Below are 18,155 nucleotides of genomic sequence, written 5' to 3'. Positions count from 1 at the left end.
TATCAATTACGCCTCGGCTAACACACGTCTGGAGGCTTCTAACTACTTTTAACACACGCTGAAAGAAGTTAAAACCATTTTGGTAAAAAAATGAGTAATCCGATTATAACACTCGCTACAGCAAATACAAGTACCGCCCCTGCCGCAATATCTTTCGCTTGTTTGGCGAGCGGGTGAATCGTAGGCGAAGCAAGATCGACAACACGCTCGATCGCAGTATTGAACATTTCTGCACCGATGACAAGTGCCATCACTAGTACTAATATGATCCATTCTGTTACAGAAAGACCTGTTAAAGTACCTGCTATAATCACCACTACAGCACTTAGCACATGAAATCGCATATTTTGCTCTTGCATCACCGCAACGATTCCTTGTATAGCATAGCCAAAGGACTTGATAAACTTACGAATATCCATTACTCACGTGATAAGCCGAACGAGCTAAGAATTTCATCTTGCTTTCCAAACATTTCTTTCTCGTCTTCCTCTGTCATATGGTCATACCCAAGTAAATGCAGGAACCCATGGACTGCTAAAAAACCTAATTCCCGCTCAAATGAATGACCATATTCTTCTGCCTGCTCACGTGTACGATCGGTTGAAATAATAATATCGCCTAAAACGCGCGGGATACCCTCCCCAATAATTTGTATTTCGCCCTCGCCCATTTCCTCCAACGCAAACGAAATGACATCAGTTGGCTGATCTTTATCGCGGTATTCACGATTAATTTCATGAATGGCTTCGTTTGTCACAAACGTAATAGACACTTCAGATCCTTCTTCAATATTTTCTACTTTCGCTGCATGTTGCAGCAATTTTTCAACTAACGCGATATGCTCATCCTTCACTTCATTTGTTTCATCTAAAAAATCAATATTTAAAATCATAGTTCCTCCGTTTTCTCTTTCGGGTATTCAATCCGTGTATGGAAAATGCCATTTAATGTTTCACATAACACCTTTTCAATTATTTTTAACTCTTTTAGTGAAATATCACACTCGTCAAATTGATTGTCTTGGACACGATCTTGAATAATCGATTGAATCAGTTTGTGAATTTTTTCCGCATTTGGCTCTTTCATTGACCGCACAGCAGCCTCGACACTATCAGCAATACTGATAACGGCAATTTCTTTTGTTTGTGGCTTCGGTCCAGGGTAGCGAAAATCTGCTTCATTTACTTGTTTCCCATCTTCTTTTGCTTTATGCAAGAAAAATTTCAATAAACTTGTCCCGTGGTGCTGTAACGCAATATCAATAATTTCTTGCGGCATTTTATGGTTGCGCAACAATTCAGCACCGTCTGTTGTATGGGCAATAATGATATCTGCACTCGCATCAGGAGGCAATGTGTCATGAGGGTTAATTCCCATTTGGTTTTCGATAAAGAATGCGGGCCTACGTGTCTTTCCAACATCATGATAATAACAACCTACTCGTGCCAGCAACCCATCTGCACCGATTGCCTCACAAGCCGCCTCAGCTAAGTTGGCAACCATTACACTATGGTGATATGTACCCGGTGTTTCTGTTAAAATTTTCTTTAATAACGGATGATTTGGGTTCGACAGTTCAATCAAGCGCATTGTCGATAAAATACCAAACATCGATTCAAAGAATGGCAATAATCCAATCGTTAATGCACCAGATAATAAACCAGACACTACCCCTGCTCCGATATAAAATGCAATTTCCGATAAGCCATAGTCAGACTGTGTCATTAATAAATAAAATGCAATAAACACTAAGTTGACAGCCATAATGACCGTACTTGCTTGCAAAATATGTGATCGCTTTTCCACGCTATGCATAAAGAACAATGAAGCAAATCCACCAAATAAAACATACAGTGCGATGTCCATTTGTAAAATGGCTGCATAGCTTTCTTGGAACATAATCCCTGCCGAAGACGCAATAAGGATCGTTACAATACTTGCAACACGTTCATTCGCAAGTAGCCTTACTAGCATTGTTGCCAAGGCTGTTGGAAAAATAAACGCTACGACAACATCAAAGTTATCGGACACGATACTCACTAATTTCATCATAATAATTGTGCCAATATATACAATGACTGACACTAATAAATAATTACGCTTTTCTTTAAACGGTATTGTTGAACGATCAAATAAAATCAGCATAAATAACATCTGTAATACGATAAATATCCCTAATCCACCTATAGGCTTTAAAGACGATTGGCTATCGACAAACCCTAGCAATTCTAATTGACGATATTTTTCACGATCAATAATTTCCCCTTCTAACACAATAATCTGACCTTGTAATATTTTTGTTGCTTCCACCGAATTACGTGCTTGTTGCCTAGCTACAGCTGTTTTTTCTTCGTTTAATATTTCGGTTTCAACAATAGCCCCACGTCCTAATGTAATCGCCACTGATAATAACGAGTTATCAATGGAAGAGGAACGAATAGTTGCTTCGATATTTGCACGTGCAGTTACTAAGTTTTCTTTACGTATACTTTCAGCAAGTGCATCCCCGACATATTTCACTAGTTTATTACGTGTATTCATCACCTGTGTTTCTGATGCCGCTAACAATGCTTGTAATTCATTATCTGTTAACGATAAACCGCCTTGATTGTCTGTCACACTTTTTAATTTTGCCTTTAGTAAATCTAGCTTTTCTGTTTGTGTAAGGTCATCCTCTTTTGCTATTTCATTTCTTGCTTCAATTGTTAAATCGAAAAACAATGTTATAAGAGTTGACTTTTGTTCTGCGATTCCTTGATTAAAATCATAGATTGGAGTGACAGCATTTTCGGCATTGATCCGCTCTTGCTCGGTCTTTTCTGTATCCTCTACCGTCTTGGAGGCTCGAATCGTTTCTGGTGCTAAACTTCCCATTGAAATATCATATGTAACGCCCCGTACATTATCAAGCATTAATGTAAATTGTATAGTCCCAGTTACGATGACTACTGCCACCAAAAATGAACGGAAGCCCATTAAGTCGATAAAACGCTTTAAATGTTTTTCCATGCAGCACCTCCTATAGTGTCCATACGTTCATTTTACCAATTTCTACAGGCGATTTCATGAAAAAAGCAAAATCCTACACGGATTTTGCTTTTTTAACATATTATAATTCCTGATCAGCGTACGCTTGAATTACTTTCGCTACTAATGGATGGCGTACTACATCGCCTTGCACCTGCCGTTTCACTTTCGGTGCAGAGGAATGGTATTACAATTCTTGATCAGCATATGCTTGAATTACTTTCTCTACTAACAGATAGCGTACTACATCGCCTTGCTCCTGCCGTTTCACTTTCGGTACAGAGGAATGGTATTACAATTCTTGATCAGCATATGCTTGAATTACTTTTGCTACTAATGGATGACGTACTACATCGCCTTGCTCCTGCCGTTTCACTTTCGGTGCAGAAGGAATGGTATTACAATTCTTGATCAGCATACGCTTGGATCACTTTGGCTACTAACGGATGGCGTACTACATCGCCTTGCTCTAGTATTTGGAAATGAATGTCCTTGACGTATTTTAGTGTACGCTCAGCAATGATTAAACCTGATTCTTGATTTTTCGGTAAATCAATTTGTGTTTTATCACCTGTGATGACCATTTTTGACCCAAAGCCAAGACGTGTTAAAAACATCTTCATTTGTTGATGGGTTGTATTTTGCGCTTCATCCAAAATAACAAACGCATCATCCAACGTACGACCGCGCATATAAGCGAGCGGGGCAATTTCAATTGTTCCACGTTCGATTAGGCGTTGCGTTTGCTCTTGGCCGTACACATCATGCAAAGCATCGTATAATGGGCGTAAATACGGATCTACCTTTTCTTTTAAATCCCCTGGTAAAAATCCAAGTGATTCTCCTGCCTCTACAGCTGGACGTGTTAAAATAATACGTTTGACCTGTCCATTTTTTAGCGCTTGTGTCGCCATGACAACAGCTAAATACGTTTTCCCTGTACCAGCAGGCCCAACACAAAAGACTAAATCCCTATGGCGAATCGCTTTAATATATTCACGTTGTCCAATGGTTTTGGCACGAATTGCTTTTCCCTTTGTCGTACGGGCAATCTCTTCATCATAAAGTTCTGCAAAGTATTCAATTGTTCCTTTTCCAGCCATTTCAATGGCTGTCGCGACATCGCGTTGATCAATGTTAATACCTTTGCGAATAACTTGCAAAAGACCGCGTAAAACGGCTGTTGCGCATTCTTTTTTAGCATCATTCTCACCAGCGATTTGAATAATTCCACCGCGTGTAATGATTTGTACCTCAAATGTTTCTTCAATTAATTTTAAATTCGCATCCGACATTCCTAAAAGCATGACCGCTTCATTTGGATTATCGACTAAAAGTTCCGACATATTTCCTGACATAGATCATTCTCCTTGATAAATAGGGTAGGGTGTTGCAATATTTTCATTTACCAAAAATAGGACTTCCCCTTTAACTGTATCATCATCAAACGTAACGTGCAAAATTTTTTCTGCTTTAATCGTCGTCTTAGGCGGTAAGCTTTGTAAAATTTTCTTATGCAGTAATGGAAGTATAATCGTTTCAAGATTATCTTCGGTTAATACCTGTTCATGTTTTTGATAAGACTGCTCTTTTACAATCCGCATATATTGCCTTATCCATGAAGGAAGTTTTATTTCATCAGCATAAGATTTCTGATCCGTTACAACTTTCCAAGATGTTTCAACCGGTGTATAATACGTTACTTGTTTATTTAACGTAAACGCTGTTTCGAACCAATAATCTGCATAAACTTCACCTTCTGCTCCGACAACCACATGCCTGTCTCCTGCTTCTAAAACACCTGATACAAGCGTATCTCCTTTATAAACGGTCATATTTGTATCAACTACCCTTACACCACTCTTTAAAAAATAATGGGTAATGACACCATTATTATTTGCGATTAAATGCATCGGTTCCTCAGATTTCGTCTTTACCTCAGTTTCTGGTGCGAGCTGCAAATCGATTGTAATATCTCCACCACTTTTTATAAAGTGTACCCAAGATAACTCAGGAAATGCCGCCATCAGTCGTTGTCGCAGCTCATAGTCTGTCGGCAAGTCACTTTTCGTAAGCGGAACGGAAATGCCGATTTCGTCACGCAGAAATTTTTCTGCTTTATATCCTGTTTCTGGTGTGGCGCCTGTCACTTCAAGACGCCATATAAATTGCGTGCATATAATGGGTATAACGAGCAATAATAACATACCGATCAATGTTTTTGTCGTCAGTTGCAGGACGGCATCTGTCTTATCATAGCGGAGCTTCAAGCGTGCTTTTGTGTTACGTCTAATACGTCGTAATGTAGGTAAGTCACTTCTTTTTATTTCGAACGTCACATTGTGTTCCGAAAAGCGAACATTTCGTATAATGATACGTTCTTTATGTAAAAGATGGAATAAACGATTGACATGTGACCCTTGCGTAACTTCTACTAATACTGTGCGACGATCCATTACGCTACCCGCTTTTCTATTTTAATCTGATGTATTGTCTTAACTTCTAAAAGAAAGCCCTCGGTTGTTAAATATTGCACGAGTAGCCCCTCTCCTTCAATTGTCAGGCGGAACTTTCCGATTGAACAACTAAAAATAGTAGCACTCACTTCATGTACATCGTATGTACCATTCCATCGAATTTGCTGAAATTGAATCCATTCTAGCATGTCATCTAACTGCATTAATGATTTCAAAAAAAAGCCCCCTTTCATTACAGTCTATGCAACAAAGGGGGCATGTATTATTTACGTTGCTTTGCTTTTGGCAACGCTAATATTTCTGACGTAATAATCGCTTGCATTAACTGTTCTTTCGTCTGTGGAACAACGACAAGCGACTCTTTTTTTGCCTGCTGTACAATTGGTCTTGATGCACCTAGTTCAGGGCGTGTTGATTTTCGTGTCTCCCGTACAACCTCTTGTACGACAGGTTTTACTTGCTCCACAATAGGTTCATGCGTTACTTGCTTCTGTTCCGCTTTTTCGTTTAATTGCCCGAAAATTTCATTCGCAAAATCCTCTAGTGATTTCACTTTTGGGCGCTCTGATGTGTGAGAACGCCTTTGTGTATTTTCTCGAGGGGGCTTTTGCTGACTAAATGGTGGCATCGCTTTTGTCGGCTTCTGTTCTGGTTGCTCTTTATTTTTCGATAGTAAAGAGCTAACAATCCCGATAATAATCATAATGATTAGACCTTCCACTTAGCATCAACTCCCTTCCTCGATTATTTGTCACCTGAATTTTGATTGTCCTGCGATACTTTCGCAATCGAATCACGCATTGAAGTATCCGCTTGAATATTTTTATAATTCATGTAGTCCATAATACCAAAGTTGCCTGAGCGTAATGCTTCTGAAATAGCCCTCGGTACTTCTGCTTCTGCTTCTACTACTTTTGCTTTCATTTCTTGTACTTTCGCTATCATTTCTTGCTCGTTCGCTACCGCCATCGCACGACGTTCTTCCGCTTTTGCTTGGGCGATATTTTTATCAGCTTGCGCTTGCTCAATTTGAAGCTCTGCACCAATGTTTTTACCAATATCTACATCTGCGATATCAATCGATAAAATCTCAAATGCTGTACCAGAATCTAACCCTTTTGAAAGTACCGTCTGTGAAATAAGATCTGGATTTTCTAGTACTTTAGCATGAGTATCCACTGATCCTATAGTGGATACAATTCCTTCACCAACACGGGCAACGATTGTTTCTTCACCTGCACCACCGACTAATCGATCGATATTCGCACGTACTGTAATACGTGCTTTTGCTTTCACTTCAATCCCATTCATCGCAACACCTGAAATAAATGGCGTTTCAATTACTTTTGGATTTACCGACATTTGTACAGCCTCTAATACGTCACGACCTGCTAAGTCAATCGCTGCACAGCGCTCAAACGTCAATTCAATATTCGCGCGTTGTGCCGCGATTAATGCGTTAATCACACGGTCTACATTACCACCTGCTAAATAGTGAGACTCTAGTTGATTAATCGTTACATCTAATCCCGCTTTATGTGCCTTGATTAAAGGGTTGACAATGCGGGACGGGATTACACGACGTAATCTCATACCAATTAATGTGAAAATACTTACACGAACACCTGCCGCAAGAGCACTAATCCATAGTGCAACTGGAACAAGCGTAAAGAATACTGCTAGTACGATAAATGCGACTACAATAATAAAAATTAAGCCGACCATACCTCCATCTAAAAACATGCGTTATTCCTCCATCTTTTTATAAATTTCCCTCACAACAATGCGTGAGCCTTCTACCTTAATGACCTCTACCGACTTTCCTTTATCGATATAACCGCCTTCTGAAACCGCATCGATTCGTTCTTTATCAACGATAATCACACCGGCTGGACGAAGTGGTGTCAACGCCTCTCCCATACGACCGATTAATTCGATACGATTTGTATTGGACACATAGCCTTCTTCTGTTGTTGTTGCATCTTTTAAAACTAGCTTATTAAACACATGCAACTTTTTACCGAAGAACTTCATTACAATCACCATTCCCATCACTGCAATAAACATTGCAATAATAATTGAGTATGCCATATGTGTGACACTTGCTCCTGAAAATAACAAACTAATAATCATTAGTGCCCCACCAATAATACCTACAATACCACCTGGAACAAACAATTCTAGTATAAGCAAGATTAACCCAATAACAAACATAATAATCGTTTCATATCCTGCAAAACCTGCAATAGTATGACCGAAGAAAAATAAACCGAATGCAGATAACGACATCGTTCCTGGCACCCCAAATCCCGGTGAATATAGTTCTAATACTAACCCAAGACTCGCAATCGACAACAAGATTGGCACAACAATCGGATTTGTAATAATGCGCGCGATATTTTCAGCTAATGTTGGTTCCAAATCTATGATGTCTGGGTCTTCAATCCCCGCCTGTTGCAGCACCTCTTCAAGCGTATTTGCTATCCCTTCTGCATACTTTACCTCTACTGCTTCATCAGCCGTAAACGTTAAAAATTTACCTGCTGGTGCACGGTATTGAGGGAAATGCTTGGATTTATCAGCCATGGCTAACGCATACTTCGGATCCCTGTTAGATGATAACGCTGCTGCTTGCATTGCAGCAAACCATGCACTTTCAGCTTTTTCATCCGCCGTATTGCCTTCTCCATCAATAATCCCAGCCGCACCCATCGTTGCATTTTGGGACATATAAATCTTATCTGCATGGAGCGCGATAAAAGCTCCTGCTGAATGGGCTTTTGTATTGATATAAGCAATGACCTTCATCTCGGATTGATCTAGCAGTTTGCCGATTTTGTCAGCAGCATCCGTGTAGCCACCAGGCGTATGTATTTCAAGTACAATCGCCTCCGCCTGTTGTTCTTCTGCCTCTTTAAAAGCCCTTTCTAAAAATGCTAGCAGTCCCTTTTCCACATTATCTTCAATAGGGACATGGTATACTTTCGCATTTGCAAAAGCCGTTAAACTCGGGATGATCAATAAAAATGAAAGCGTCATCATAAATAGCCAGCTAAAAACGCGTGTTTGTTTCATATTTTCGACCTCCCTTCTTATAGCTTCTCCTAATTTACGAACGACTCGCATTAAAGTTTCATAAAAAATGAATTTCTTCTCATTTTCATTATAACTTATTTCTATGCATAAAACATGGCTCACCCTGTCTTGGAGCAGAAGGAGTTCTTTTTTCGTTGGTATTTGTTAAATAAAACGTATAACTATGTATGATTTGCTGCAAATTAAATAAAAAGATTTCGGGGCTTTTCAGATTGTCTGAAATTTTATAGGCAATCACAAGGACTCATAAAGTGAAACTTCTGTTGCCTTAACCAATCGGGCTTTTACAGGCAGTTAACGCGGGATAAAACATTGCCTTAGACATCTTTTGCTCAAACTAAATACGCCAACATTTGCAATTGCAAATGTTGGCGTATATATTTTGTCTGCTCAGTGAATCATAAAATTGCGTGTTATGAACGTAGGGTTTTTACAGGGAAAATTACCACTTACGTTTACGTGCAGCTTCTGATTTCTTTTTACGTTTTACGCTAGGTTTTTCGTAGAACTCGCGCTTTCTAACTTCTTGAATTGTACCACTTTTTGATACAGTACGTTTGAAGCGGCGAAGAGCATCTTCAAGCGATTCGTTTTTGCGAACGACAGTTTTTGACATCTCTCTTTCCCTCCCTCCGAACACACGTCAATACATCATCAATACTGCTTATTGATGTGTACTAAAAAATTATAACGCATTGTTTTAGAGCAGTCAACAAAAACTATTAATATTAAAAGATGCAAGTATTAGCCTGTCTTGAAAGTACTTGTCATGTATATTCATCACGCCTCATCTGAAGGAAATTAACTACTAATAATCAGATTGAGCTGTTAATCCTTCCATAATCGCTACACCCGAACTTGCGCCAATACGTGTAGCACCATTGTCAATCATCGTTTTCATATCCTCTAGATTACGAACACCACCTGATGCTTTTACACCAAGGTCTGGCCCGACTGTTTTACGCATTAATGCGATATCTTCAGCCGTCGCCCCACCAGTAGAGAAGCCTGTGGATGTTTTCACAAAATCCGCTCCTGCTTCTACCGATAATTCACATGCTTTGACTTTTTCTTCATCCGTTAATAAGCATGTCTCAATAATCACTTTCACTAACGTCCCATTTGCCGCATCAACAACTGCTTGAATATCATCACGAACGGCATCGTATTCCCCGTTTTTTAATGCGCCGATGTTAATGACCATGTCAATTTCATCGGCTCCATTAGCAATTGCATCTTTCGTTTCAAATGCTTTTGTTGCTGGAGTAGACGCACCTAACGGGAAACCAATTACTGTACACACTTTTACATCTGTACCAGCTAATAATTCAGCACTATATTTCACCCAAGTAGGATTTACACATACAGAAGCGAATACATATTTTTTTGCCTCCGCACATAATTTTTCAATTTGATCACGTGTCGCATCCGCCTTTAATAATGTGTGATCAATCATAGCAGCATAATTTTGTGTCATGTCCAATTACTCCTTTTATTTATAAGTTGTACGTACAACTATATCATAACATTGAATCGAAAAGACACAAAAAGACAGACTACTCTTTCATTTTTTCAACAATAGCTATCCTTAAAGGTTTTATAATGCGCCTTAACGTATTATCATAATAAGTAAAATTTGTGCTTTCCCCACTTCAAAATAGCTTTATATAGCTAGAAAGGAGAGCGAGTATGACGTTAATGTTGGATTTAATCATCCTCACTGTTCTACAATTAAGTTCCTTGTTCGGGATTATTATCATTGTCGGATTTTGTATTCATATCATTGAACGGCAATCCGTAAAATTTATTCAACAAAGTTTCGGTAAACAAGGCTTTCTTTTTACTTCATGGATTGGCACACCTGTTCATGAATTCGGTCATTATATGATGTGTAAAATTTTTAATCACAAAGTAGTAGATGTTCAATGGTTTCCAAAGGATAAGCACGCTAGCACATTAGGTTATGTAGCACACCGCTATAATAGCGGTAGCCTTTATCAACGAATTGGCGTGTTCTTTATTAGCATTGGTCCTTTATTTTCAGGCTTACTGGCACTTGCATTATTGTTGTATATGTTATTACCAGCTAGTTACGCTGAATTTTCTACTTTCACCAAATCCATTGAACCATCTGCACTTACTATTGAACATATCATAATGATTGTAAAATCCTCTTTCGAAGTCATTTCTACAATCTTTGTAGTAGAAAATTTTACATCAATCAGATTTTGGATATTCTTACTTTTAGCGATTTGCATTTGCACACATATTTCATTAAGTCCTGCTGATTTGCGAGGAGCGTTTAGTGGATTTATAACTATGACTTTGTTACTTTTTGTCATTAACTTGATAGCCCTGTTTATCGGCTTAGATACAAACCAATTCGTTTTTGCATTCATTCAGTACAACGCCTACCTCATTGGCTGGATGAGCTTCGTATTGTTTTTATCGCTGATCACGTTAGTTATTACCTTTACGATTAGCTTCATTAGTAGAATATTTTTATAAGATAGGAGTTTTTATAGTGAGAAAGTTTAAAATGTTTATTGCACAAAGCTTAGATGGCTATATTGCAACAAAAGAGGAAGCATTACAATGGTTAATGGAGGTAGAAGGTGAAGGCGATAACGGCTATGGCTCTTTTTATGAAACGATTGATACGGTTGTCATGGGGCGAAAAACGTATGATTGGGTAATGGCTGAAATGAACGGAGAGTACCCCTATCCGAATAAGCCAGGCTATGTATTCACTTCCCAACATCACCTACCATCAGAAGATGTAACTTTTACAAATGAAGATATAAATGCCTTTGTAGAACGCTTAAAATCACAAGAAGGAAAGGACATTTGGATTGTGGGGGGTGGGCAACTAATCGCCAAATTTTTAGAAGCTCATGCAATCGATGAAATGATTGTAACAGTAGCACCTGTCTTATTAGGAGAAGGCATCCCACTCTTTCCAGAAGGGAACTACACTTCCATTTGGCAATTAACAGGAAGCAAAGTATATAATCAATTTATCGAACTACATTATGTCAAAAAGTAATGTTACAAGCTTGAAACAGCCACTTAATCTAGCACTTGCCTATGTAAGCACAACGTATAGAGGCAAGTGCTTTTGTTATAACGATTTCACTAAACGCTTACATAAGTTTTTTCCATTTTTATTCCAAAATATATGCTATACTTACATACGTGGAACATTTCTAATTAAAAAATGATTAGAGAGGATAAAAATGTTGAAACAATTATTACTTCCTGTCATCACACTCATGCTATTTTCATTAGTAGGCTGTAGTAATGAACAAAAAGAAGAACCAGCTAAAAACATAGTAGATATAGTAGAAGTGGATGAAAGTGAAATCGAATTATTAAGAACAGAAAATGAAATTTTAAACGAACGACATCAGTATTTAGTCACAACGCTAAAGCAAATAATGGACAATTTATCAGATGAAGAAATGCTGGCATTGTCACAAAATCAGTTTTCCTATGATTTAAAAGTAAACGAACAATCCATCCCTAAAAATGGACAATTAACGATTTCAAAAGGGAATATTACCATTTTGCTATCTGAAATGTTTTTTGGGAGCGATTTTTTACCAGAAGAATGGGTTGCTAAAGGCAGAATTACCGGAAACTACATTGACCATGTATTAAATTTTGACACCACAAATTGGGAGCCCCTTGCCTTAGACGGGACGGTTAATACCGCACAAGGTTACGAATTAGCAAATGTAAAAGCTGGACAACAGTTCTCCTTTCACATTACAGATGAACTAAAAAAGCGATTAAAACTCGACACGAATTTAATACATATTACGGTAGAATAAATGCTGCATAAAAATGCCACCTACCTATGACTGAGCAACTCAGTCATAGGAGGTGGCGAAAATTCCGTCTCAATGTCTGTTAGACGGACCCTTTGTTGCTATTCAATTTAAGCTTCTACCATATCTAGCATACGCACAAATTGTCCTTCGTTGTATGGGTAGCCTGCTTTTGTAATTTTCACTTTAACCAGTTTACCAATCATATCTTCCGTACCTTCGAAGACGATTTTTAGATAGTTAGACGTGTAGCCGACATACAGATTTTCGTTGTCGCCGTCTTTAAAACGTTCTTCTGGAATTACTTCTAATACATCCCCTTCAAAGCGAGAAGCATATTGTTTTGCCAGTTGATCATTTAATGTAATTAAGCGATGTACACGTTCATTTTTCACTTCTTCATCGACAAATTGATCTTGCATACGTGCTGCTGGTGTCCCTGTTCGTGGTGAGAACGGGAATACGTGTAATTCTGAGAATTGATGATCTTTAATGAAATTATACGTTTCCATAAACTCTTCTTCTGTTTCACCCGGGAAACCAACGATGACGTCCGATGTTACCGCTAAATCTGGTAATGCATCTTCTAATTTACGCAGTCGTTCTGAGAAGAATTCCATCGTATACTTACGACGCATACGTTTTAATACTGTATCTGAACCAGACTGAATTGGAATATGCAAATGGTTGACGACAATATTCGAGTTTTTCAATACTTCAATCACTTCATCTGTTAACTGAGAAGCTTCAATGGAAGAAATACGTAAACGTTTTAACCCTTTCACATTCGCTTCCATATCACGTAATAATTGAGCTAAATTATAGTCTTTAAAGTCTTGACCGTAGCCACCTGTATGAATACCTGTTAACACAATCTCTAGGTAACCGGCGTCGACTAATTGCTGTGCTTGACGAATTACTTCTTGCGGATCACGCGAACGCATTAACCCGCGCGCCCAAGGAATGATACAAAATGTACAGAAGTTGTTACATCCTTCTTGGATTTTCAAAGAAGCACGTGTACGGTCTGTGAACGCAGGAACGTCTAGTTCCTCATAGACACGATTTTTCATAATGTTACGTACAGCGTTAATAGGCTGACGCTCTTCACGATACTGATCGATTAACCCTAACAATTTATGACGATCTTGCGTACCCACGACAATATCGACACCTGGAATCGCCATAATTTCCGCTGGTGATGTTTGTGCATAACAGCCTGTTACACAAATAACAGCATCGGGGTTTTGACGGACAGCACGACGAATGACTTGGCGAGATTTTTTATCGCCTGTGTTTGTTACCGTACATGTATTAATCACATAAACATCAGCTTGTTGTTCAAACTCGTTACGCTCGTAGCCTTGCTCTTTAAATAATTGCCAAATCGCTTCTGTTTCGTAATGGTTTACCTTACAACCTAAAGTATATAGAGATACGGTTTTCGGACGCTCGTAACTCATAATCTATATCATCCTTTCAATTACAGTTCAAATTTATCAACGTGTCTTATAATAGCATAAATAGATATGATGAGCCTAACTTTTTAGTTTAGGCTCATTTATATTAAACAGCTTCTCCGATAACACGTAATATGTCTAAAAACAGTGGCGATAGCTGTATTAGCACATAGCCAAGCCCGGCATTCATAATCATCGACCACGCCTTCTCACCGTTTCCGATCATAAAAAAGAAGCAGGCCCCAACCATTATTACGCTGGCTATCGGGAACGATATTGCTACTAATATTTGTATGACTGGATCTAGTATTCGTCGCAAGCATTTCCAACGACGTGTCTGCGATTAGCCCAGTTTTTTGAACAGACGCATTAACTGGAATAGTTATAGAAGAGTATGAATCGACAAGAGGTGTAATATGTTCTACAGGCGCTTGAATCGGTTGTTGTATACTTTGTACCGTTGCCGCGCTATTTGCTACAAGAAGCGTATTAGCAGCCTTGTTATACGCGAATAGACCAACAGCTCCGACCGTCGGAATCCCACTCATAATCAACACATCTTTATGAGTAGCATATTTAGACTCTTCTCTAATTTTATCTAATGCTTCAAAGCGCTCTGTAAAATCCGTTTGTTCTCCAGCTGTAATCACTCTCACTTTATTTTTAAAGAACATTTCGATTCCCCCTCATTTAATATCGTCTAGTGTGTACACTTGGCATTTTAGCCCTTCACACGAACCTTCTAGTTGCTTACGTCTTAACTCAGTCGTAGTAAGCCATATAAGTGTCGGATAATAACCAATTTGCTTCACGATGCCTGGCATTAGCTCTTTATAGCGTTTAATTTTTTCTCGGTTCTTTTTCATCGTTTGCATATTGTCAACTTCAAAGAAATGCCGAAATCCATTCCTCGAAAACATAGCATCTACAACAACAGAGGTATTTGCATCCGAAATCTTGACTTCATTCTTCCAATCTATCGGACACTTGTAGAACAGCCAAAATTCATTACGCATAACGGTATGCTGCACTCGACTTGTTTTACGGCGCACTTTATCACAACCGACGTACTCACGGCCAATTTTACTCAGGTAATATACACTTTGATGCTCACCTCGTATGCACATTAGGTAATCAGATAGTTCTTTGAGTATCCGGTTAGTATTTCTTTTTTTGCCTAATTTGAAATATCGATTAAGTTGGTCACGCGTCATGAAATCAAATTTCTTCAAAAGTAACAGTATCTGTTCGTCTCGGTTGGATAGCTGCTTCTTCAACGCGCTCTCCTTTCTCGATGATATGAGGTTGTATAATGGATTGGATAATTTCTGGAGTGATTAATGGAGTTTGTAGTATTTCTCGTTTATCAGCTGTTTGGTAGATAGCTCTACCTTTGACCATCGGCAGCATTTCAGCACCTTCAGCATCCAAAACAACACGTGATGCAACTGCTGATTGTACCCTAAAGCATAGCTTCGCATCGGCATTTTGCTTTACTTGACGTGGTATAACGTCTCCCACCGGGTACTGTGTAGCAACGACCAATCTAAAACCAAGTCCAGCACCGAGCCTTGCTATTTGACTCATGATTGTTTGACATTCTTGTTTTAAAAGCTTTTCGCTACGTGTAACAGCTTCTGCAGCATTCAGTTCTCCGACTTCATCGATAATGACAAAATGACGCTCTTTAATACCCGCTTCTTGCACATTCTTTTTGCCTAATCGTTTCAGTTTGCCTTGTATTTCACGCATCTTGCCATAAGCCTGTTGCAAACTGTGGAGGGCTTCTTGTGGCTCATAAGCAATGGAAACAGTCTGCTTAATATTTTCATAATCGCATAGCTCCACGCCACCTTTTAAATCAATTAAATAAAAGTTAACTTGGTCTGGATCACTCTGCAAAAGGCTGTTAATGAGTGAATTTATAAAGTTCGATTTTCCATAGCGAGTAGCTCCACCAAGTACAAGATGAGGTATCTTTTCGAAGTCGTGATATTTGAACTCATTGCGTGCTCTCGTAAGCCCTACAGGTACCCTCCATCTTTCCCCTGCTACAAATGTCACTTCCTTCGCCAGTGGTTTATCGTACACTCTAACGATTAATAAACCGTCATACGATAGCTCGATTTCTTTTTGTTCGGTTAGTTTTTTCTTATGAAGTTCTTGCAGTTGTGGGATGATAGAATGATCTAAATCTAATTGCCATAAATCACTAAATGTAATGTGCTTACGACGATTGTTCAAACCATCTTCTAATACCTTTTGCTTTGCTTCGTAATCGCTAAACGACCGCCCTAGTGGAATGCGATATTTGTATTCCCAACCCCACTCATACTGTTTTTTCTTAACAAGTTGAGTGGTCAAAGTGTCTTTTCCGTCTTTAATATTAAGTCCAGACAATGACATAATGCGTTGAATCTTTCCGCTATCATTTGTGGATAAGCCTTTTCGGGCAGAATACGCTTTGAGTGCAATTCCACCCATCAAGGAAGATGTTAAAATTTCAAAAAGCAACACAATCCCCTTTCGTTTTCTTTTTCGTTTCGAAAATTTTCAAAGAAATTTTTTAATGATTTTCACACCACTTTCAAATCGACTTCTAAAACCATTTGCGCCACGGTTCTCTTACTACAAGTAAGAGTTGCATGAAGCAGGCATTTCAAAAATGATGTGTAAGCCTTGATACGACAATAACTCATCACTGCCCACCTTCATTCTCGCCGAGCAATCAAACGGGTACTGCATCGGGCACATAAAATCCCTTTACCACGTCAACCAATTCTCAATTGGTGAATGATTATTAACAACAGATGCATGGCTTTCGCGCTCATTTAACCAATCATAGAAAGGTACTGGACGCTCGCTGTGCATTTTGTCCTGCACGGATGATGAGTTGATTACCTTCTTATTTAAACGTTCTACAGCCTTTCTATACGAGCCCACAAACACAGCACGTAATGTACTCGATACCGTTAAAGTACCTTCTTTAATATCCATAGCAATTTTAAATAGAACATTTTTAGCTTTGATAAAGTCCTCTACAGAATTTACTTGTACAGCTAACACAACTCTGTGTAATTCATCCTTCAACTTATCTACCAATGGCAACGAATGCATGAAATCAAATAGCAGCTTCTGGTACTCATTCATGTATTCTTTTTTCTTTTCTGCTTGTAAAGCCAATTCATTTTCTAAATCACATAAATTATTACTTGCTTGTTTAGAACTTAAAAGATTAAAAGAATTAGATGGTTGATTTTCGGATTGTTGTCGGCAAACCTCGTCGTTGTTGACTTCAACCACTGTCACTCGTTGAGACACGCTCGATGGGACATAAGGTAAAATGCAATAAATACTAGCCCCTTTGATGCCGTTTAATTTTGTACCAGCAACCTTTTCGATGATGCGGAACTCAACCAACTTCTTCACTGCTCGATAAACTGTTTTAGTCGATACACCAACTTGATCCGCAATCGTCTCTGCTTTTAGATGCGAAGCTCCTGGATACATAAGAGAACGGCTAGCAAGCGCGAAAACGATGGTACGCTCTGATTCCGTTAAATTGAAATAATGTTGCTGAATATGCTGTTCAACTGCAACGTCCATATCTGCTACTGATTCAAATGTTACATATTGCTCTAAGTATTCAAATACCATCGTTTTCACCTCGCTTTCTTCCATTTAGTTATTAGTACCAATTACGAGATGGTGTATAATGCCACCACTCCCCGTCAGCATAATGCACATGCAAATTACCATTCTGACCGCGCTTAACTTTAACGATGTTGCCAATTGAATATTTCTCTCGCATCGATAAACCCATTGAGCGATTATGTGCTGCATATGTTTCCATTAATTGCACGTACTCTTGTTCCGTTAAAAGCTTCGCTACAGGAAGACGATTGTTGCTACTGACAAATTTCATAGACATAAAATCACCTCACTTTCCGCGTAATTTAAAATCTCAATCGAGAGCACCAGTTGGTGATGCTCCCTGTTCAATTTTTAAATTTCCACTTCTTCTAGCCGACTTTCAGGACACTTCATATTCCATTCCGATGAACGTTTATCAATGTTGCCTTTTTTGGTAGCTTTCTTTGAAATGTATACTTGCTTATCTGCTTCATAACCAACGATGATTCTTAACTCTCCTGCGTTGCTACCGAAACCCGCTTTAACTTGAACTAATTGGCCGATTTTGAACTTCATTTCAATTCCGCCTCCCTCACTAATATTTAAAAACTCAATCGAGAGCACCAATCGAA

General features: G+C 38.7%; 22 protein-coding genes. 3 read left to right on the top strand and 19 right to left on the bottom strand.

What is annotated here, in order from left to right:
• Nucleotides 1-68: 68 nt before the first annotated feature.
• From AAGS61_RS03195 to deoC, 12 genes are all read right to left on the bottom strand, one after another.
• On the bottom strand, nt 69-419 hold the full coding sequence (locus tag AAGS61_RS03195) for a diacylglycerol kinase family protein (RefSeq protein WP_391367156.1): 351 nt from the start codon (nt 417-419) through the stop codon (nt 69-71).
• Nucleotides 419-892 (bottom strand): rRNA maturation RNase YbeY, encoded by a 474-nt coding sequence (gene ybeY, locus AAGS61_RS03190; protein WP_391367153.1) that lies wholly within the window; start codon nt 890-892, stop codon nt 419-421. The genes AAGS61_RS03195 and ybeY overlap by 1 nt, the downstream gene beginning before the upstream one ends.
• Nucleotides 889-3,009 (bottom strand): HD family phosphohydrolase, encoded by a 2,121-nt coding sequence (locus AAGS61_RS03185; protein ID WP_391367150.1) that lies wholly within the window; start codon nt 3,007-3,009, stop codon nt 889-891. The genes ybeY and AAGS61_RS03185 overlap by 4 nt, the downstream gene beginning before the upstream one ends.
• 310 nt (nt 3,010-3,319) lie before the next feature.
• A complete protein-coding gene (locus tag AAGS61_RS03180; RefSeq protein ID WP_391367147.1) occupies nt 3,320-3,445 on the bottom strand; it encodes a hypothetical protein in 126 nt (41 codons plus the stop codon).
• Nucleotides 3,426-4,385 carry a PhoH family protein gene (locus tag AAGS61_RS03175; protein WP_391367146.1) on the bottom strand — a complete coding sequence of 320 codons (960 nt, stop codon included), beginning with the start codon at nt 4,383-4,385 and terminating at the stop codon, nt 3,426-3,428. The genes AAGS61_RS03180 and AAGS61_RS03175 overlap by 20 nt, the downstream gene beginning before the upstream one ends.
• Before the next feature lie 3 nt (nt 4,386-4,388).
• Nucleotides 4,389-5,483, bottom strand: coding sequence for a sporulation protein YqfD (locus AAGS61_RS03170; RefSeq protein WP_391367144.1), 1,095 nt, complete (start codon nt 5,481-5,483; stop codon nt 4,389-4,391).
• On the bottom strand, nt 5,483-5,719 hold the full coding sequence (locus tag AAGS61_RS03165) for a hypothetical protein (protein ID WP_391367142.1): 237 nt from the start codon (nt 5,717-5,719) through the stop codon (nt 5,483-5,485). The genes AAGS61_RS03170 and AAGS61_RS03165 overlap by 1 nt, the downstream gene beginning before the upstream one ends.
• Before the next feature lie 47 nt (nt 5,720-5,766).
• The gene (locus AAGS61_RS03160; RefSeq protein WP_391367141.1) at nt 5,767-6,225 is read right to left on the bottom strand and encodes a hypothetical protein; all 459 of its coding nucleotides are present in this window, start codon (nt 6,223-6,225) and stop codon (nt 5,767-5,769) included.
• A 23-nt stretch (nt 6,226-6,248) separates the two neighbouring features.
• Nucleotides 6,249-7,247: a flotillin-like protein FloA gene (gene floA, locus AAGS61_RS03155; protein WP_391367139.1), complete on the bottom strand. Its 999-nt coding sequence runs from the start codon at nt 7,245-7,247 to the stop codon at nt 6,249-6,251.
• Nucleotides 7,248-7,250: 3 nt separating this feature from the next.
• Nucleotides 7,251-8,579: an NfeD family protein gene (locus AAGS61_RS03150; RefSeq protein ID WP_391367137.1), complete on the bottom strand. Its 1,329-nt coding sequence runs from the start codon at nt 8,577-8,579 to the stop codon at nt 7,251-7,253.
• A gap of 463 nt (nt 8,580-9,042) precedes the next feature.
• Complete coding sequence (rpsU, locus tag AAGS61_RS03145) at nt 9,043-9,216, bottom strand: 30S ribosomal protein S21 (RefSeq protein ID WP_004227078.1); 174 nt, start codon at nt 9,214-9,216, stop codon at nt 9,043-9,045.
• Nucleotides 9,217-9,408: 192 nt separating this feature from the next.
• Nucleotides 9,409-10,077, bottom strand: a complete 669-nt coding sequence (gene deoC, locus AAGS61_RS03140; RefSeq protein ID WP_391367135.1) for a deoxyribose-phosphate aldolase — start codon at nt 10,075-10,077, stop codon at nt 9,409-9,411.
• A 212-nt stretch (nt 10,078-10,289) separates the two neighbouring features.
• On the opposite strand from deoC, the gene AAGS61_RS03135 reads away from it, so the two are divergent.
• The 3 genes from AAGS61_RS03135 (at nt 10,290) to AAGS61_RS03125 (ending at nt 12,433) form a co-directional block, all read left to right on the top strand.
• A complete protein-coding gene (locus AAGS61_RS03135; RefSeq protein ID WP_391367133.1) occupies nt 10,290-11,108 on the top strand; it encodes a hypothetical protein in 819 nt (272 codons plus the stop codon).
• 16 nt (nt 11,109-11,124) lie between these two features.
• The gene (locus tag AAGS61_RS03130) at nt 11,125-11,646 is read left to right on the top strand and encodes a dihydrofolate reductase family protein (protein WP_391367132.1); all 522 of its coding nucleotides are present in this window, start codon (nt 11,125-11,127) and stop codon (nt 11,644-11,646) included.
• 190 nt (nt 11,647-11,836) lie between these two features.
• A complete protein-coding gene (locus AAGS61_RS03125; RefSeq protein ID WP_391367131.1) occupies nt 11,837-12,433 on the top strand; it encodes a hypothetical protein in 597 nt (198 codons plus the stop codon).
• Nucleotides 12,434-12,540: 107 nt separating this feature from the next.
• Here the strand turns inward: AAGS61_RS03125 and mtaB are convergent, their stop codons facing one another.
• The 7 genes from mtaB to AAGS61_RS03090 all read right to left on the bottom strand — a co-directional run bounded on the left by mtaB (nt 12,541) and on the right by AAGS61_RS03090 (nt 18,099).
• Nucleotides 12,541-13,893, bottom strand: a complete 1,353-nt coding sequence (mtaB, locus tag AAGS61_RS03120; protein ID WP_391367129.1) for a tRNA (N(6)-L-threonylcarbamoyladenosine(37)-C(2))-methylthiotransferase MtaB — start codon at nt 13,891-13,893, stop codon at nt 12,541-12,543.
• Nucleotides 13,894-14,099: 206 nt separating this feature from the next.
• A complete protein-coding gene (locus tag AAGS61_RS03115; protein ID WP_391367128.1) occupies nt 14,100-14,564 on the bottom strand; it encodes a hypothetical protein in 465 nt (154 codons plus the stop codon).
• A gap of 12 nt (nt 14,565-14,576) precedes the next feature.
• Nucleotides 14,577-15,104, bottom strand: a complete 528-nt coding sequence (locus AAGS61_RS03110) for a replication-relaxation family protein (RefSeq protein ID WP_391367126.1) — start codon at nt 15,102-15,104, stop codon at nt 14,577-14,579.
• 4 nt (nt 15,105-15,108) lie between these two features.
• Nucleotides 15,109-16,407 carry an FtsK/SpoIIIE domain-containing protein gene (locus AAGS61_RS03105; protein WP_391367124.1) on the bottom strand — a complete coding sequence of 433 codons (1,299 nt, stop codon included), beginning with the start codon at nt 16,405-16,407 and terminating at the stop codon, nt 15,109-15,111.
• A 246-nt stretch (nt 16,408-16,653) separates the two neighbouring features.
• Nucleotides 16,654-17,547, bottom strand: coding sequence for a helix-turn-helix domain-containing protein (locus tag AAGS61_RS03100; RefSeq protein ID WP_391367322.1), 894 nt, complete (start codon nt 17,545-17,547; stop codon nt 16,654-16,656).
• Between the two features lie 31 nt (nt 17,548-17,578).
• Nucleotides 17,579-17,821: a hypothetical protein gene (locus AAGS61_RS03095; RefSeq protein WP_391367122.1), complete on the bottom strand. Its 243-nt coding sequence runs from the start codon at nt 17,819-17,821 to the stop codon at nt 17,579-17,581.
• Between the two features lie 74 nt (nt 17,822-17,895).
• On the bottom strand, nt 17,896-18,099 hold the full coding sequence (locus tag AAGS61_RS03090; protein ID WP_391367120.1) for a hypothetical protein: 204 nt from the start codon (nt 18,097-18,099) through the stop codon (nt 17,896-17,898).
• Between the last annotated feature and the right edge of the window lie 56 nt (nt 18,100-18,155).

It is taken from the genome of Lysinibacillus sp. KU-BSD001 (genome assembly GCF_042920265.1).
Lineage (GTDB): Bacteria > Bacillota > Bacilli > Bacillales_A > Planococcaceae > Lysinibacillus_B.
This window is presented reverse-complemented; position numbering and strand designations above follow the sequence as displayed.

Bases quoted from the DNA above. Each gene is read 5' to 3' on its own strand.
- AAGS61_RS03195 (WP_391367156.1), bottom strand. From the start codon at position 419: ATGGATATTCGTAAGTTTATCAAGTCCTTTGGCTATGCTATACAAGGA.
- ybeY (WP_391367153.1), bottom strand. From the start codon at position 892: ATGATTTTAAATATTGATTTTTTAGATGAAACAAATGAAGTGAAGGAT.
- AAGS61_RS03185 (WP_391367150.1), bottom strand. From the start codon at position 3,009: ATGGAAAAACATTTAAAGCGTTTTATCGACTTAATGGGCTTCCGTTCA.
- AAGS61_RS03180 (WP_391367147.1), bottom strand. From the start codon at position 3,445: ATGCTGATCAAGAATTGTAATACCATTCCTTCTGCACCGAAAGTGAAA.
- AAGS61_RS03175 (WP_391367146.1), bottom strand. From the start codon at position 4,385: ATGTCAGGAAATATGTCGGAACTTTTAGTCGATAATCCAAATGAAGCG.
- AAGS61_RS03170 (WP_391367144.1), bottom strand. From the start codon at position 5,483: ATGGATCGTCGCACAGTATTAGTAGAAGTTACGCAAGGGTCACATGTC.
- floA (WP_391367139.1), bottom strand. From the start codon at position 7,247: ATGTTTTTAGATGGAGGTATGGTCGGCTTAATTTTTATTATTGTAGTC.
- AAGS61_RS03150 (WP_391367137.1), bottom strand. From the start codon at position 8,579: ATGAAACAAACACGCGTTTTTAGCTGGCTATTTATGATGACGCTTTCA.
- rpsU (WP_004227078.1), bottom strand. From the start codon at position 9,216: ATGTCAAAAACTGTCGTTCGCAAAAACGAATCGCTTGAAGATGCTCTT.
- deoC (WP_391367135.1), bottom strand. From the start codon at position 10,077: ATGACACAAAATTATGCTGCTATGATTGATCACACATTATTAAAGGCG.
- AAGS61_RS03135 (WP_391367133.1), top strand. From the start codon at position 10,290: ATGACGTTAATGTTGGATTTAATCATCCTCACTGTTCTACAATTAAGT.
- AAGS61_RS03125 (WP_391367131.1), top strand. From the start codon at position 11,837: ATGTTGAAACAATTATTACTTCCTGTCATCACACTCATGCTATTTTCA.
- mtaB (WP_391367129.1), bottom strand. From the start codon at position 13,893: ATGAGTTACGAGCGTCCGAAAACCGTATCTCTATATACTTTAGGTTGT.
- AAGS61_RS03115 (WP_391367128.1), bottom strand. From the start codon at position 14,564: ATGTTCTTTAAAAATAAAGTGAGAGTGATTACAGCTGGAGAACAAACG.
- AAGS61_RS03110 (WP_391367126.1), bottom strand. From the start codon at position 15,104: ATGACGCGTGACCAACTTAATCGATATTTCAAATTAGGCAAAAAAAGA.
- AAGS61_RS03100 (WP_391367322.1), bottom strand. From the start codon at position 17,547: ATGGTATTTGAATACTTAGAGCAATATGTAACATTTGAATCAGTAGCA.
- AAGS61_RS03095 (WP_391367122.1), bottom strand. From the start codon at position 17,821: ATGTCTATGAAATTTGTCAGTAGCAACAATCGTCTTCCTGTAGCGAAG.
- AAGS61_RS03090 (WP_391367120.1), bottom strand. From the start codon at position 18,099: ATGAAGTTCAAAATCGGCCAATTAGTTCAAGTTAAAGCGGGTTTCGGT.